The following is a 15865-nucleotide window of genomic DNA, read 5'->3' on the forward strand; positions in this document are numbered from 1 at the left end:
AGATCGGGTTCAGAAACGCTTGAAGCCGGCCGGATGCGCACTCTTCAGAATTTTCATTGCCGGAATGATCAGAAGCGGCGTGCCGATGACCATCGGGACGATGTCGGACAGGCCGAGATAACCAAAACCCCACCAGAACGGGAAAATCCCAAGATAGGCAAGGCTTGCGGACACGGCTATCACCATAACCAGACCGACAACAAGGCAAGCCACGGCGATCTTGATCAGTGCCAGACGATCAAAAACAGTCTTGGCGGGATCGAAGAGTAGGCCCGGCACAAGGCCGGTCAGGCCGACCATGATGCCGTCGACGATGAGCGAATGCGCAGGAATGAACGTGCCGGCCAGAAGCGACCAAACGATAGTACCGAGATAGCCGCAGATGAAGCCGCTGCGCCAACCAAGCAGGATGCCGATCACCGGCGGCAGAAACGCGAAAATGCGCCACTGGATGACGCCGGGCACGAGCTGGATTGGATTGGCATAAGCCCAGAGCACGCCGGTGGCGGCAGCCGCCACGATCGAAAGCACGATGGGAAAGAGAGTATTGCCGTCAGTCTGAGACGCGGTCGCTTGCTGCATGTTTTTTGCCCCTTTGAAAAGTAATTTCCGGAAATTCCTGAAAAGCCGGCTGGAACGGCTCTCCGTGATGAGTCAGACGCACATTTGGTCCCGATGCGGCATCCTGGGAATTCCTCCTCTTGAGATGCCCCAGCTTTCTCGGGTTTCTTCAGTAATGGGAAGCGATTGGCAATCCAAAGAACGCGCTTTCCAGGACGTAAGCGACTTATAGGAAATGCAAATCACGAAAACCATTCCAGATTGTATTTAAAGTGTGATTTAGTCCGTTGAATTTCAGCGGGCCAATCCAATGCAAACATGCCCAGGTCGGTCTGTGACTATGGCAGGATGATGCAGGTAAAACGTCGGCACCATACTTACATTCCCGCCACGCTTTTTGCGGCTGCAGAGCGTGTCCGCCGGGTCTGCGGCAAACGCCTGGCGCTCGAAACCCGTTCACCAGTCCAGGCATTTTTCTCGGTCGCGCTATCCGGTGTGGCCACGCCGTCGATAATATCGAACTGAGGAATATGGCCCAGGCTGGTCACCAGTCTGGCGTCATCGCCGAGCAGGTCTCGCCAGGTGTGACCCTCGGTCAGGATGGCGCCGGCGCCAACTATGTGTCCTCCGGCTCGCCGCACGAGCCTGATTGCCGCCGCCATGCTGGAACCGGTGGCGATGACATCATCGACAACGAGAACGCGCCGGCCCTGAAGCAGGGCGATCGAACGGCGATCGAGCAGAAGACGCTGGGGCACTGCAGTCGTGATGGAACGGACATCCTCCACCAGCGCGTCGGCAAGATGAAATTTCGGCGACTTCTGCAAGACGACATATTTGTCGATGCCAAGGCGCCGTGAGACCTCGATGGCGACCGGAACACCCAATGTGGCGCTGCCAACCACTATATCCGGCTGCGTCTGCGCAAAATGTTGAGCAAGTGCATCGCCGACAATGTCGCCAAACCGGATTCCCATGTCGATGACCATCAGCAATGCAATGGCTCGCCGATCGCTCAGCTGGATAATTGGCAGGTTGAAATCTTCGCCGGCAATCTCGATCTGATAGGTTTGCGGGGTCTCCAGATACATGATCGCGGCCTTCGTGCCATCGGTGTTTGCATTCAAATTACTGTCTTAGTAGACACTAGGTCACACAATTTTTACAAACAGAAAAATTCGTCCGGTGCGTTTCCTTTTCTTCAACGAGGCATACCTCCCGAATGAGCAGGCTCCTGTTTTCCCGCTTCGCACATTACCTCGACGAGATCGCCAATCGCGGCTCGATCCGGAAAGCCGCGGAGAAGCTGAATGTGTCGGCTTCGGCCATCAACAAACAGCTCATCGGCGCCGAAGAGGAGTTCGGCGTTCCCTTGTTCGAGCGCCTGCCGCGCGGGATGCGGTTGACCTCGGCGGGCGAGTTGCTCGTCAACGGCTATCGAGAATGGAACAAGGATCTATCTCGGATCAAATCCGAGATCGAGGAATTGAAAGGACTACGCCGCGGCGAGGTCAAAATTGCTGCCTCCCAGGAAACTGCGCCCGACTTTCTGCCTGCGGTGATCGCGCGGTTCATGAAGGATCATCCTCGCATTCGAAATTCAGTCACGGTGGTGGAGTCGGACCGCGTACGCCAACTGGTCAGAGAGGGAGGTGCAGACTTCGGGCTGACATTCAGCCCCCTGCCCCTGCCAGGTGTCAGCGTCACGCGCTCGACCGACTTCCAGCTCGTGGCGATCCTGCCAAGCACTGCCGGCGCGGAGCAGCCGGATCGAATATCCATGGACGAATTCTTCAAGAAGCCGACGATAGTTCCCGATGCCAGTAGTCACCTGCGCGATGTTGTCGACATCGCCGCGGCGCGTATCAACACCAGATTTCAGCCCGTCCTGACGACCAATAGCCTGGCGCTTATGCGTTCCATGGTGCGTGAAGACTGCGGTTTCGGTGTAACGGCCATAGCTTCCGGCATGCCCCTCGAACATGAGGGTGGATTGCACTATGTCCGCATAGATGATGGTGGTCTGCCGCCAATGGTGCTTTCGCTGATCGTGGATCCGCGGCGCAGCCTTTCGATGACGTCGATCATCGCACGCAGATACTTTGAAGAATATCTTGATGAGATCGCATTTCGCGCAGGAAAATCATCCGAGCACTCACCCGAATAATTGAATTTTACAGGAATAAAAGTGAGCACTCGAAGTCCGGTGAACATCCGCCGAAATGATAAATGATATTCAGCTGGCGGTGAATTTCGACAGTTTCTTTCATCCGGCCAGGCGTTGCTATCTCCATCGATCAAACTCGGGCATGTCGATCTTTTGACAGCTTTTCTCATCCTCGCCGACTACCTCGACCTTATCAGTAAAGACCGACATATCGTCGATCACCCCCTCGGCTGCCGGCCCGTAAGCCTCTCCTTCTGTTGAGAAAAAGGAAACACACCGCGCGAATATTAATGCTTGTAAAAGTTGTATGGCGCCAGCCCTATAGAGGCAATATCTTCTAATGCTAATTCTCGAGGTAGCAGGGGAGTGGCTGTTGATTTTAGCCCATCCGAACCAGCCACACCGGTTGGCGATCTAAATCTTTCATGGGATTTCGTCGTCAACTCTGCGTCGTCAATGGAGGTCGAAGGAAGTCGGCCGCCAGCTGTCTGCATTCGCAGGCGGCTCCGCCTCATTTCCTCTGTTCTGCAGGCTAATGAATCCCTCGCGCTTGGGAAAAGACTCTATGCACCAATGTCGCTGGAGGCAGAAACCGTGCTCCGCGGACCGGCAAATTGGAGAAATCCGTATGCCTAAGGCCAAATCATATCTCTTGAACACGGCGAGTGGAACGATCCGAACAGTGATGCTTCCCGCGCGCAATCGGACCAAACATATTCACGAACTGATCGGATCCGATATGGTCGATGTCGTTCGCGTCAAGGACTCGCATCTTGTCTATGCCGATAACAATCGCCTGGCCGACGGACTTCCAAGCGTAACGGACATGAAGGGCCACCCCTCGCCGTTCGCCGGTAATCTGCTGATCGTCGGCAATGACGAAAGCAGCGACACCGCAAGCGTCAGCGCCAGCATTGACGACGTCGCTTCGTGGTTCACCATAATTCGCCCAGTGTTCCTGCCTGTTTTCGAGACAGTACGCGAATCTCAAAGCGTCGAGCTCCGGGTCATTCGCCTGGATGTCCGCATTGAGCGCTCAGCACCGAACGTTATCGGGTAGTTGCAAAAGAGCAGCTCGTCATGGTTTGGCGACGTTCTCTGGCTGGTTTCGTCTGCAAAAACATTTGCTTATGTGGAGCGTGCTGCTCTTTTCCCGCGCGGAATCTGAGCATTAGGCCCGATTCTGCAATCGCCAAAGCGAATGAGGGTCGACGCCAGGTTCAATCGATTTCCCTGGAAAAATGCACCGCGGATGTGCCGAATGCGAACATACGCTGAGCCCACTAATATTAAGGGCTAACTCAATCCGCCACAAGGATACCGTGATCCTTGCACGCCCCATCTGCAACCATTGAATACATTAGCATCTACGTTATATGTGCGAGTAAATTACATGATGGTGGTGATTGGTGGCACGATATTATTTCAAGGTTCGAGATGAATTCAAACGCGTTCTGGCAGAAAATGATATCGAGGAAGTCGATCACCTGACAGCCTGCCGATCTGTTGCAATGGCTCTGGCAGTTTTTACCTTTGACACCAGGGCACCTCCGAGCACTTCCGTCGAACTACAGGATGCTTCGGGGGCTCGCGTTGCCGTTATTACGCTTTCGGTTGAAACCTGATGAGAGCTTTTTCACGGGTTGGCCAACAGCGATGGGCAGGAGCGATCTCTCGCGATTGACTTGTCGCGCGGCAACTTGAGTAGGCCCTTTAAGCAGACGGCGCTCTGTCGGTTTTCACCGGGAAAGCTGCGACACCGATGCGGTTGATCGTTACACTCCCGTGATCATCGAAACGATCTCGTTCTTGTCGGTCTCCGATGTCTTGCGGATGCCGATCTGCTTACCACGGCGGAGCACGCAGATGCGGTCGGAAAGCTTGAACACCTGATCGAGGCTGTGGCTGATGATCAGCACGCCGATATTGCGGGATTTCAGCGATTGCACGATCGCCTCGACCTTCGCAGTTTCGGCGACACCGAGTGCTGCTGTGGGCTCATCGAGCAGGATCAGCTTCTTTGCCCAGCGAGTGGCCCGGGCGATTGCCACGCCCTGCCGCTGGCCGCCGGAAAGATCCTTGATCGTCGCATGTGCCGAGGGAATGCGGACATCGAGTTCCTGAACCAGCTTCTCGGTTTCCGCGATCATCGTCTTGCGATCGAGCAAGCCAAGGCCATTGGTCAACTCGCGCCCGAGAAACATGTTCATGTAGACTGTCTGCTGATCGGCGAGCGCGAGATCCTGATAGACGACTTCGATGCCATGCGAACGCGCCATCGTCGCGCTCGACATGCTCACAGTATCGCCTTCGATGGTAATCGTCCCCGAAGACGGGGCGTAGACACCCGAGATGATCTTGATCAGCGTTGACTTGCCGGCGCCATTGTCGCCGACCAGCGCCACGATCTCGCCAGGATGGATATCGAGCGAGAAGTTTTCGATCGCCACGACGGCATCGAAGTTCTTCTTGATGTCCTTGAGCTCAAGGACGGGAGCGGAAGCATTCATCTCATATACCTCTAAACCGGCCAGGATTCGGCTTCGCCGAAACTGTTCTCGATGGTTTCGACCTTGGGCTGACCCTTGGAAATGCCGGATACGCCGACGACATAGGCGCGGGTGACGAAGGCCTGACCGCGGAAACCGAACAAGGCGGTGTCGCCCGGCTTCGGTGCGTTGGGGCCGGCGGCATCGATCATTGCGTAATAGTCGATCATCGACGGCGGCGGGATCTCGACACTGCGGAGCGCCGACGCCGCCACGGTCGGCTCGTCCGAGACGATGGCCTTGACGTCATAATCGGGGAAGATCGGATCGATGTAGAAACCGCCGCCGAGGCAATAGGCCTTGCCGCCCGACAGATGCGATACTTCGGTCAGATAGCAGACGGCAGGCAGTTCCGGCAGGTCCTCGACGGCATGCAGTGCCGTGGTGCCGTGCAACCCATTGCCGGGTTCGCATTGGGTGGCGCCGGCATCGGCAAGCGCCTGCAACAAGATCGACGAGGTCGTGCCCGGCGCATTGACCTCGATATTCGTGCGGCCGGCTTTTGCTAGCGCCTCTGCCGCCTTGGTCAGCGTGGCGAGGTTATGGGTCGGGATGACCTTGCGCGTCTCGTGATCGAATAGCAGCGCCGGGAAAGTGGTGATGCCGGCAAACCGGCCGCCATCCAGCCTGTCGAAACTATCGGCGACGTCAGCCACATCAGCGGCATCGAAACCGCCTTCATGGCCGCGATAGAAGGTGTCGCCTTCAGCCTTGATGCGGGCAAGCAGATTTTGCTTGTATCCCGCGGCCTTGGCGCCAGCTGCAGCTTCGGCGGCTTTCTCGTCGTTGAACACAGTCCAATAATCGGGGCGGAAGTTTGCGGCGGCAGCCTTCGCCTCATGACGCGCCACCTGCTGGAGATGGCCGAGGTGGCCGACCCTGAGGCCGGCGCGATGCGTGGCGCGGGCGCAGGCCATGTCGACGGCGACCGAGCGGTCGATCCCGCCGCGCATAACGGCATGCGCAAAAGAACTGGCGCGGCCAACCTGCTTGGTCATCGCGAAGATCTTCAAGCCCAGCCGCTCGGCTTCGGTCTTCAGCACGCGGGCATTGGCCTCGACCGTATCAAGATCGAGCACGTAGGAATTGGCGGGAATCCTGCCCTCACGATGCAGCGCGATGGCAGCCTCGATGAATTTGGGATTGCGGCGGCGGAGAACGTCGAGAAACATCGGAAAACCCTTCCTTAGCGCTGCTTTTCGCGCAGCGACACGGCCACCGCCGCGAGAATGATGAAGCCACGCACGATCATCTGGTCGGACACCGAAAGTCCCATCAGGATCAGGCCATTGTTGAGCATGCCCATCATCAGCGAACCCACGAGCGCGCCGACGATCGACCCCCTGCCGCCATTGAGCAGCGTGCCGCCGACGATGACGGCTGCGATAACAGTCATGAGATCGGTTTCGCCGAGCGTATATTTGGCGGCCTGCAGCCGGCCGGCGTAAAGCAGCCCTGCGAGCCCGGCGAGACCGCCACTCAGCATCATGACCGCAAGGCGGATACGCGGCACCTTGATGCCGGAGACGCCGGCCGCGCGGGCATTGTCGCCCACCGCAAGCACATGCGCGCCGAAGCGGGTTTCGCGATAGATGACATGCCCGACGAGGATGGCGAGGATAGTCCACCAGATCAGCGACGGGATACCGAGAAGCGAACCCGAGCCGAAGAAACCGGTGAACATCTCGTCGGTCACGGGCACCGAGCGCAGATTGGTCAGCGATCGCGCCACGCCGGCAAACAGACCCATCGTCGCAAGGGTGACGAGGAAGGACGGCAGGCGCACGAAGGCAACCAGCATGCCGTTGGCAAAACCGATTGCCAGCCCCGCGCCCATTCCCGCAAGAATGCCGGGCACCATGCCGTAGTTCTCGATGACCACGGCGGCGCTCAGCGCGGAAACAGCGACGATCGACCCGATGGAAAGGTCGATTTCGCCTGCCGACAGCACGAAGACCAGGCCGATGGCCATGATCGTCACCGGCGCGGTCTGCAGCACGATGTTGGAGAGGTTCCGCGCCGTCAGAAAGCCGCTATCCTTCAACACGATAGCGAAGAACAGGAAGATTGCGACGAAGCCGAAATAGACGACATATTGCTGAAGATTGATGCGGCTTTTCATGGTCATGACCGGCGCGCCTGTTTGCTAGCGATGGACATATCGGTTCTTCCAAATAGGGATGGGCGGGCGGCGACGCCTTCCGCCACGCAGTTACTTCAGGGCGCTGGCGATGCTTGCCGGGACGTCCCTGTGCAGCGACTTCTGCCAGCCTTCCCTCACGGTATCCTTGGTGACGGCCAGAGAATCGACCACGAGGAACGGAGCGGCCTGCTTGCCCACAAGTGACCCAGCCGTTGCGCGGGCCGCAGTGACGCCGATATTGTAGGCCTCGTCGGCGACCAGCGCCGCCACATTGCCACCCTTGACCATGTCGAGTGCCGCGGGTTCGTTGAGGTCGAGCGCGACGATCCTGGTATGGGTATTGCCGGCGGAGCGCAGCGTCGAAAGCACGCTGAGCGCAGGCTCGGCCCAGGTGACATAGATACCGTCGAGATCGGGGTGCTGCGTCACCATCGCCTGGGCGATTTCCTCGGCGCGCGCCGGGTCGGCCATGCCCTGTTCGGCGACGATCTTCATCCCGGGATAATCCTGCTCGATGGTCTTCTTGAAGGCCTGGTCGCGCTGGTTGGTCACGTAGAAATCGGCATCGTGGAAGATGTAACCAACCTTGCCCTTGCTTCCGAGAGCGGTCGCCATCGCGATGCCGGCCTTGTGCCCCATCTGGAACAGGTCGTCGGAGACGATCGTCACGTAATCCTTGCCCTGCACATAGCCAGCCGGAGAATTGTCGACGAAGCCGAGCTTGACGCCGGCCTTGAGCGCCGGATCGTAGACACTGGCCGCCGAGGCGGGATCGACAGGCAGCGACAGGATGATCGACGGCTTCTTGGCGAGCACGGTCTCGATATCGGACTTCTGGCGTGCGGCATCGAAACCGGCATTGGTCTCGGCGATCACCTCGATACCCAGGCGCTTGAACTCGTCGCGAGCACCGGCATTGACGGCTGTCGTATATTCGCTCATCTCGTGCCAGACGAGCGCGGCGGAGAACTTGCCGTCCTTGATCTTCTGCTCTTCCGCAGACGTCAGTGTGTAGCTTGCCGCGGGCGTCGGCTTTTCACCGTGCGGGCCAGAGGTCTGGCCTTCAGCCGCAAAGGCGTGGCCCGAGACGAAGGCAGCCGCAAGGCCGAGCGAAAGCATGGAAAACATGCGCATCAGGTTTACTCCGAAAGAATGTGCCAGGGAGCCGGCGGCGCATCTGGCCGCCGGCAATGCGCGATCACTTCGCGGCGTCTAGAACCGACTTCGGCGCATCGCGATTAAGCGATTCCTTCCAGCCCTCGGCGACATTGGCCTTGGTGACGGTCAGCGCGGGCGCGACGATGAAGGGCGGGGTCTTTTCGCCGATCAGCGACTTCATTCCGGTTGCCGCCATCGCCCGGCCAAGTTCATAGGCCTTGTCGGCGACGATCGCCGTAACATTGCCGCCCTTCACCATGTCGAGGCCAACAGGCTCGGAAAGGTCGAGCGTGACGACCTTGGTATGCTTGTTGCCGGCGCTGCGAAGTGCGGCCAGCACGCCATCGGCCGGTTCGGCCCAGGTCACATAGATGCCGTCGAGATCGGGATGCTGCAGCAGCATGGCGTTGGCCAGTTCCTCGGCGCGAGCCGGATCGGAAATCCCCTGCTCGGCGACGATCTTGATATCGGGGTAATCCCTCTCGATCGTTGACTTGAACGCCTGGTCGCGCTGGTTGGTCACATAATAGGTCGCGTCGTGGAAAATATAACCGACCTTGCCCTTCTTGCCGATCGCCGTTGCGAGCGCGTCAGCTGCTTGCTTGCCCATCTGGAAGAGGTCGTCGGTGACGATGGCGGCATAATCGGTGTCGTGCTTGTAGCCCGTCGGCAGGTTGGACAGGAACACGAGCTTCGTGCCGTCCTTGACCGCCTGCTTGAACGCTTCGGCTGAGGTGGTCGGATCGAGCGGCAGCGCCAGGATGACGTTCGGCTTGGCCGCGAGCGCCGTCTCGATGTCGCTGCGCTGCTTGGCGGCATCGAAGCCGGCATCCGTGGTGACCACGACATCGACGCCCGCCTTGGCGAATTCATCCTTGGCACCGGCTGAGACCGCATTGGTAAAATCCGATGACGTATGCCAGAGCAGTGCCGCCTTGTAGCCCTTGCCCTTGAGCTTCGCGAGATCGGCGTCGGAGAGTTTGACTTCGGCACTTTTCGTGGCGGTTTCGCCGGACGGGCCGGTGGTCTCCGCATGCGCAAGCAGCGGTGCCGCAATCAAGGCGCTGGCCAGCAGCGCTGCATTCAACATTTTCCTCATCAGCATTGTTGGGTTCCCTTTTTGATTTATTGATTTGCAGTCTCTATTCCGCCACGCCGCAATAGCGCGCCATGAAGCTGGCAAACGCGACTATTCCAGCGAGGTATTCCTCTATCTCGACGTGTTCCTCGAATGTGTGGCAGTTGCGGATATCGCCCGGCGCGCAAAAAACAGCCGGGATACCCAACCGATTGACGAAGAACGGCGATTCCGACCAGAATGGAGCGCCCTGGATTTCGCCGCGACCCGACATCGCTTCAGCCACGGAGGCGCAAAGCATCGACACGGCGGGCAAATCGGGATCGATCTCCGCCGCAGAGCCGCCGACCCTATGGTCGCGGCCTGCCGGATAGGAAATGTCCACCTTGATGTCGGGATCGGCGACCGCCCCGCGAATGACCGCTTCCATCTGCGTCGCCGCATCGTCGAGCGATTCGCCCGGCAGCAGCTTGCGGATCAGCGACAGCTTGCATTCCTCGGGCACGGCAATGAAGCCACCGCCGGTGAGCCCGGTGATCAGCAGGAAGCCGCGCCCAATCAGCGGATGCTCCGCACGCGCCGAGATTTCGTCGGAATGCTTCCACAGCGCCGACATGACGGCATGGCTGGCTTTCAGCGCGTCTTTGCCCAGTTCCGGCACGCCGAAATAGGCGGACTTGCCGGTTATGGTGATATCGGCGATGAAGAAACCGATCTGGGCGGAATAAACCGCAAGCTGGGTCGGCTCCGTATAGACGACGAAATCCGGCCTGGCGATTTCGCCGGCTTCAATGCGGGCAACGTAGTCCTTGACCCCGGCGGAAACTCCCGTGCCCGGCTGGCCGCTCTCCTCGTCGCCGACATAGGCGAAAGCGAGATCGCCCTTCAGCCTGATGCCAGCTTTATCGAGCAATGAAAGGGCTGCTAGCGATGCGCAGATGCCAGCCTTGAGATCACCTGAACCCCGCCCCCAGATCTGCCCATCGATAACGGGTGCTCGAAACGGATCTTCGCGCTCGGTGCCGGCCCAATGCTCCCGCCAGCCATCGACATGCACCGTGTCGGTATGGCCGATAAACTGCAGCCGCTTGCCGCCGCCAGCCCCCTTGCGCTCACCCCAGATATTCGGGCGGGCTGGAAGGAAATCAGCCGTCTGCACGCTCTCGACCCCACGGGACTGCATTTCGGCCTGTAGCAACGAGACGAAATTGGCTTCATTGCCGGTGATGCTCTCCCGGCCGATAGCGGCACACAGCAGCGCAATCGCATCGTCTCTGTCGAGTGCCGCGGCGAGCCGTTCGGTGAGACCATCGGCGATCATTGTACGGCCTCCTTGAAGGACACGGTCTCTGCCGGCGGCAGCGACATGCGACCATCGGGTGCATCCGCGCCAAAAAGCGCGTTGTGCAGATGGCTGAGCCCGATCGCGGTCGCTCCGACGATTGCGGCACGCGCACCGAGAACGCTCGTCTCAATCTCCACGGGATAGGGGAAGCACTGCGGCAGGAACTTTCTCACCCGCTCGATCAACTCCTCGCGCAGGCCGATCGAGCCGCCGAGGATGACCTTTTGCGGATTGGCGATCGCGGCAATTGCGGCAATGCCTCGCGCCAGGAGCCTGGCGGTATCGTCAAGCACCGTCGCGGCGTTGTTGTCGCCAGCCGCGGCTTTCTCGAAAATCTCCGGAACCGTCGCGGCGTGGCCGGCCAGTTCCTGATAGCGCTCGATGATCCCGAACGAAGCGACGACCCGCTCGTAAGCCCCGGCCCTTGAGGATTCAGGATCGAAGGGATCCGCGCCAAACGGCAGAAAGCCGAGTTCGCCGGCAGCATTGCTGACGCCGCGCACCAGTTGCCCGTTGACCATCAGGCCGCCGCCAATGCCGGTGCCGACGGCAATATAGGCAAGATTGTCGATGCCTTGTCCCTGGCCGAGCCAGTTCTCGCCGATGACGCAGAGATTGACATCATTTTCCAGTGCCACGGCGAAGCCGAGCGCCTTCTCGAGGGCGGCCGCGACATTCATCTTGTCGATGCCCGGAATATTTGGCGCCAGAAGAATGCGGCCGGTCGACTGTTCCGGCGCACCGGGAGCACCCACCACGGCCATGCGAATCTTTTCCCGGGGAATATTCTGATGGGCCGCAGCCTGCCAGCAGAGCGCGGCAATCTGGTCGACGACAAACTGCCCGCCCCGGCGATCGGTCGGAGCCACTTCTTCGGCAAAAACCTGGCAGGCGAGATCGGCGATCGCCAGGCGCACCTTCGTGCCGCCAAGATCGACGGCGGCGATATAGGCCGCGTCCGGAATAAGCTCATAGGTGACCGCGGTCCGTCCGATATGGCCCGAGGTGCGACCAGTCTCCTGTACCCAGCCATCCAGTTCGAGCTGGCGGACGATTTCGGAGATTGTCTGCTTGGACAGATTGGTCTGCTTGGCAATCGATGCCCGGGAGATCGGCCCATTCTGGACGATCGCCTCCATGACGGCACGCTGCGAGAATTTTCGGGAGATGCGTTGGGTTTCGCTCACGGCGCCCTCAGTTAATTCGTTCTCTCACCGAACTAAATAGAACTTGCAAGCCTCCGTCAAGAGTGGGCCCTCGATGAAAGCCTCGATTCAATTCTCTCCGTCACCGGACGTGCCGCTGTGTGAGCGAGGAAATCAGGTTTACGGTCGTGTTCGCCGATCGAGCCGCGGGCAAAACCCCGAGCAGTCTCAAGTGCGCAAGGGTCGAGACGCTAGGATCTCTGGAGGCGATAGGAAGCACCTGCGTGGCGATCCGGCAACCGATCGCCTTCGCCGAGGAGCTTTCGCCGGAGCGCCCCTTCCGCATAGGCTGTTTTATAGATACCGCGATCCTGCAGCGCGGGCAAGACGATGTCGATGAAGTCCTCGAAGCTTTCCGGCATGACCGTACGGGTGAGATTAAAACCGTCGATTTCGCCCTCGTTCATCCAGGAAGCGAGTTCGTCGGCAACGGTTGCAGCATCGCCGACGACGACAGGATAGCGTCCGCCGATGGCAAGCTCCTGCAGCAGCTGCCGCTTCGTCCAGCCACGCTGCTGCGCGATTTGTGTGGCCGACTGGCTGGCATTTGACGTGCCATAGGTAATGGTCTCGTCGAGATCGTAACGCGAAAAATCGATGCCGGTGCTCGCCGAGAAATGCGCAAGCCCCGCCTCCGGATTGGCATACCGCAAGTATTCCGCGTGCTTTTCTTTGGCGGCAGCGACGGAACGATCGGCGATAACAGTCATGCCAAGAAATATCTTGACGTCATCGGGCTTTCGCCCGGCCGCAACGACCGCTTCGCGCAATATACGTGACGTTGCGCGCGCCGCATTCTTGTCGGTCGCGGTAATGAAGATGCATTCGGCGTGACGGGCGGCAAACTGGCGGCCGCGACCGGATGTTCCCGCCTGATAGAGCACCGGCGTGCGCTGCACCGAGGGCTCGGCAAGGTGATAGCCCTGCGAGCGATAGAATTGTCCCTGGTGATCGATCGCGTGGACCTTGCTTGGGTCGGCGTAGATGCGCTTGTCCTTGTCCGTCAGGACGGCATCGTCCTCCCAGCTGCCTTCCCAGAGCTTGTAGAGCACGCTCAGATAATCATCGGCGCGATCGTAGCGGCTATCATGCTCGAGCTGCGTGTCCAGACCCAGCCCCCGCGCCGCGCTATCGAGATAGCCTGTCACGATATTCCAGCCGATCCGCCCGTTCGTCAGATGATCGAGTGTCGACATGCGTCTGGCAAAGATATAGGGCGCATCGGCGCTGGCGTTGACGGTAACGCCGAAACCGAGATGCTGGGTTACAGCCGCCATGGCGGACACCAGCATCAAGGGATCGTTGACCGGCAACTGAATGGACTCGCGCAACGTCAGATCGACCGAGTTCTGATAGACGTCGTAGACGCCGAGAATGTCAGCGAGGAATATGCCGTCGAACAGGCCGCGCTCCAAAGTGGTGGCAAGCGAGGTCCAGTAGTTGAGGGTCTTGTAGCGATCGGACTGATCTCTTGGATGTGCCCATAGTCCGTGATTGATATGGCCCACGCAGTTCATGTTGAAGGCGTTGAGCAGGATCTGTTTCTTCTTGGTCATGATGGTGTCCGTCATTCCGGTCTAGATGGCGCGGCGACCGCTTGCCGTTGAGATAGTAACTGCCGGCAGCCTGATATTTCCAGCCTACCGCGTGGTGAAGCGTATGTGTACGTGCATTGCGCCAATAGCGATCGAAACTGTCGCCCGCGAGCGCCGGGAAAGCTCCCGACAGTTCGAACGGCTCGCTGGCGGCAAGCAGGCTCGCCTTGGTCGGCGGAATAAGGCTGCTACCCGTTACCAAAAGCGCTTTAACATCAGAAGTTTGTGCCGAGCCCGGAAAAGCTGATCCGCCCGGACGCGAAAATGAGGCCAAAATAATCTACAAATTTAGTAGAAAAAGAACAACTGGTCCTTCTCTCAGCAACCCGCCTCCTTACGCTATGGGCCATGATCTTCCCGTCCAGCAATGCAGGATCGTTTCATGACCAAACCATTTTCTTCACTTTCCCTTAGCCGGCGCCACCTTCTGATTGCCACCTCCGCACTCGCAACCGGCGCTCTCGTGACGGCGGCAGGGCTTGGCCCGGCTCTGAGTGCCGACAGCCCGCGCAACGGCGGTGACATCACCTTCCTCATCGATTCGCTGGGTGACACCTGGATCCCGAACAACAGCGCGATCTCCAGCTTTCAAGGCCACATCTGGGGCCACGTCACCGATAAGCTTGTTTACGTCGATGCAGACGGCAAGGTCAGCCCCTGGATTGCAGAGCGATGGGAGCAAAACGACAGCGCCACCGAATTCACGCTCCACCTGAAGAGCGGCGTGACCTTCTCCGACGGCACCCCGCTCGATGCAGCCGCCGTCGTCGCCAATCTCGATATCTGGTACGGCGGCCGCAAGAAGGAAGGCATCAACCCGATCGGGCTCTTCCCGAAGACCTACGACCGCGCCGAGGCGGTCGACGCAAGCACGGTAAAAGCCGTCTTCAAGAAGCCGACGCTCGGCTTCATCCCGACACTCGGCTATCACGGCTCGATCCTGATTTCTCCGAAGACGATTGCCCAGCCCGCACCTCAGCAGGCTGACCTCAGCAAGACCTCCGGCAGCGGCCCTTATCTGGTCAGTTCCTGGAAGGAAGGCGATTTCGTCAAGCTGGTGAAGCGCAAGGACTACAACTGGGGGCCACCGGCAGTCGGTCATACCGGCCCGGCCTATCTCGATTCAATCACCTACAAGCTGGTATCCGAACCGTCGCTGCGCGTCGCCTCTGTTCAGTCCGGCCAGGCCGACGTTGCCTACAATGCTTCGCCGCAGGAACTGCAGTCTCTCAAGGCCGACGGCTTCACCATCGCGACACCGCGCTATCTCGGCTTCGTCAATGGCTGGGCGGTCAACACCAAGCTCACGCCCTATGATGACGTAAAGGTGCGCCAGGCCCTGCAGGCCGGCATCAACCGTCAGGAAATCATCGACACCGTTTATACGCCCGACTGGAAGCTGGCGACATCCTTCATCCAGAGCAACGTGCCCGGCGCGACCGACCACAGCGATCTCTTGGCCTATAACCCGGATAAGGCCGAGAAACTCCTGGATGAGGCCGGCTGGATCAAGGGTTCCGGCGGCATCCGTGCAAAGGATGGCAAGCAGCTGTCGCTGACAATCTACTCCAACCCCTATCTCGCAACCTCCAAGTCGATCGATGAGCTCATCGCCCAGCAACTCGGCAAGATCGGTTGGAAGGTCGACATCCGGGCCTATGACGTCGTGACATTTGGCCAAAAGGTCGCGTTCGGCGGCCCCGCTGTAGCGGCCTATGAGGTGACACGCAGCTTCATCGACGCCGGTACCGTCGCCGGCATCCTCACCAACGCCAACAATGGCGAGAACTGGTTTGCCCTTGATGAAAGGGACCAGAGGATCAACGAGCTGCGCGACAAAATTGCCAGCGCAGGCTCCGCCGAAATCCGTGCACCGCTCCTCGACGAGCTGCAGAAATATGTCCTCGAACAGGGCTACTTCATCCCGCGCACACAGATCGTTCAGCGGATCTACGTGCAGTCGCCGAAGCTCAAGGGCGAGACGTACAACGGCGTCGCCTATGCCAGCTACTACACGGCCACGATCACCGACTAACCCGCAGTGCGTTCGAGCAACGGAAGGAT

At 59.3% G+C, this 15865-nt stretch carries 13 protein-coding genes; 3 read left to right on the forward strand and 10 right to left on the reverse strand.

What is annotated here, in order from left to right; all coding sequences use genetic code 11:
* Positions 1–9: 9 nt before the first annotated feature.
* A complete protein-coding gene (locus tag BSK43_RS31180; RefSeq protein WP_077467372.1) occupies positions 10–582 on the reverse strand; it encodes an aminotriazole resistance protein in 573 nt (190 codons plus the stop codon).
* A 356-nt stretch (positions 583–938) separates the two neighbouring features.
* Positions 939–1688: a phosphoribosyltransferase family protein gene (locus BSK43_RS31185; protein WP_246662740.1), complete on the reverse strand. Its 750-nt coding sequence runs from the start codon at positions 1686–1688 to the stop codon at positions 939–941.
* 95 nt (positions 1689–1783) lie between these two features.
* On the opposite strand from BSK43_RS31185, the gene BSK43_RS31190 reads away from it, so the two are divergent.
* The gene (locus BSK43_RS31190; protein ID WP_077467373.1) at positions 1784–2728 is read left to right on the forward strand and encodes a LysR family transcriptional regulator; all 945 of its coding nucleotides are present in this window, start codon (positions 1784–1786) and stop codon (positions 2726–2728) included.
* Positions 2729–3467: 739 nt separating this feature from the next.
* Positions 3468–3788 carry a hypothetical protein gene (locus BSK43_RS31195; protein ID WP_246662741.1) on the forward strand — a complete coding sequence of 107 codons (321 nt, stop codon included), beginning with the start codon at positions 3468–3470 and terminating at the stop codon, positions 3786–3788.
* Positions 3789–4503: 715 nt separating this feature from the next.
* Here BSK43_RS31195 and BSK43_RS31200 read toward each other — a convergent pair.
* The 8 genes from BSK43_RS31200 to BSK43_RS31235 all read right to left on the reverse strand — a co-directional run bounded on the left by BSK43_RS31200 (position 4504) and on the right by BSK43_RS31235 (position 13762).
* Positions 4504–5238 carry an ATP-binding cassette domain-containing protein gene (locus BSK43_RS31200; protein WP_068399492.1) on the reverse strand — a complete coding sequence of 245 codons (735 nt, stop codon included), beginning with the start codon at positions 5236–5238 and terminating at the stop codon, positions 4504–4506.
* 11 nt (positions 5239–5249) lie between these two features.
* A complete protein-coding gene (locus BSK43_RS31205; RefSeq protein ID WP_077467375.1) occupies positions 5250–6449 on the reverse strand; it encodes an alanine racemase in 1200 nt (399 codons plus the stop codon).
* A 14-nt stretch (positions 6450–6463) separates the two neighbouring features.
* Positions 6464–7405 (reverse strand): ABC transporter permease, encoded by a 942-nt coding sequence (locus BSK43_RS31210; protein ID WP_077467376.1) that lies wholly within the window; start codon positions 7403–7405, stop codon positions 6464–6466.
* Positions 7406–7489: 84 nt separating this feature from the next.
* Positions 7490–8554 carry a substrate-binding domain-containing protein gene (locus tag BSK43_RS31215; RefSeq protein WP_136687383.1) on the reverse strand — a complete coding sequence of 355 codons (1065 nt, stop codon included), beginning with the start codon at positions 8552–8554 and terminating at the stop codon, positions 7490–7492.
* 64 nt (positions 8555–8618) lie between these two features.
* A complete protein-coding gene (locus tag BSK43_RS31220; protein WP_077467377.1) occupies positions 8619–9683 on the reverse strand; it encodes a substrate-binding domain-containing protein in 1065 nt (354 codons plus the stop codon).
* A 37-nt stretch (positions 9684–9720) separates the two neighbouring features.
* On the reverse strand, positions 9721–10977 hold the full coding sequence (locus tag BSK43_RS31225; RefSeq protein WP_077467378.1) for a M20/M25/M40 family metallo-hydrolase: 1257 nt from the start codon (positions 10975–10977) through the stop codon (positions 9721–9723).
* On the reverse strand, positions 10974–12188 hold the full coding sequence (locus BSK43_RS31230; RefSeq protein WP_136687385.1) for an ROK family transcriptional regulator: 1215 nt from the start codon (positions 12186–12188) through the stop codon (positions 10974–10976). Before BSK43_RS31230 ends, BSK43_RS31225 begins: the two co-directional genes overlap by 4 nt.
* 209 nt (positions 12189–12397) lie before the next feature.
* Positions 12398–13762 carry an LLM class flavin-dependent oxidoreductase gene (locus BSK43_RS31235; protein ID WP_077467379.1) on the reverse strand — a complete coding sequence of 455 codons (1365 nt, stop codon included), beginning with the start codon at positions 13760–13762 and terminating at the stop codon, positions 12398–12400.
* Between the two features lie 421 nt (positions 13763–14183).
* On the opposite strand from BSK43_RS31235, the gene BSK43_RS31245 reads away from it, so the two are divergent.
* Entirely contained in the window at positions 14184–15836 is a 1653-nt protein-coding gene (locus BSK43_RS31245; RefSeq protein ID WP_077467682.1) for an ABC transporter substrate-binding protein, read from the forward strand.
* The last annotated feature ends 29 nt before the right edge of the window (positions 15837–15865 follow it).

It is taken from the genome of Rhizobium sp. P44RR-XXIV, from assembly GCF_001999485.2.
Classification (GTDB): Bacteria; Pseudomonadota; Alphaproteobacteria; order Rhizobiales; family Rhizobiaceae; genus Rhizobium.

Bases quoted from the DNA above. Each gene is read 5' to 3' on its own strand.
- BSK43_RS31180 (WP_077467372.1), bottom strand. From the start codon at position 582: ATGCAGCAAGCGACCGCGTCTCAGACTGACGGCAATACTCTCTTTCCC.
- BSK43_RS31190 (WP_077467373.1), top strand. From the start codon at position 1,784: ATGAGCAGGCTCCTGTTTTCCCGCTTCGCACATTACCTCGACGAGATC.
- BSK43_RS31195 (WP_246662741.1), top strand. From the start codon at position 3,468: ATGGTCGATGTCGTTCGCGTCAAGGACTCGCATCTTGTCTATGCCGAT.
- BSK43_RS31200 (WP_068399492.1), bottom strand. From the start codon at position 5,238: ATGAATGCTTCCGCTCCCGTCCTTGAGCTCAAGGACATCAAGAAGAAC.
- BSK43_RS31205 (WP_077467375.1), bottom strand. From the start codon at position 6,449: ATGTTTCTCGACGTTCTCCGCCGCCGCAATCCCAAATTCATCGAGGCT.
- BSK43_RS31210 (WP_077467376.1), bottom strand. From the start codon at position 7,405: ATGACCATGAAAAGCCGCATCAATCTTCAGCAATATGTCGTCTATTTC.
- BSK43_RS31215 (WP_136687383.1), bottom strand. From the start codon at position 8,554: ATGCGCATGTTTTCCATGCTTTCGCTCGGCCTTGCGGCTGCCTTCGTC.
- BSK43_RS31220 (WP_077467377.1), bottom strand. From the start codon at position 9,683: ATGCTGATGAGGAAAATGTTGAATGCAGCGCTGCTGGCCAGCGCCTTG.
- BSK43_RS31225 (WP_077467378.1), bottom strand. From the start codon at position 10,977: ATGATCGCCGATGGTCTCACCGAACGGCTCGCCGCGGCACTCGACAGA.
- BSK43_RS31235 (WP_077467379.1), bottom strand. From the start codon at position 13,762: ATGACCAAGAAGAAACAGATCCTGCTCAACGCCTTCAACATGAACTGC.
- BSK43_RS31245 (WP_077467682.1), top strand. From the start codon at position 14,184: ATGACCAAACCATTTTCTTCACTTTCCCTTAGCCGGCGCCACCTTCTG.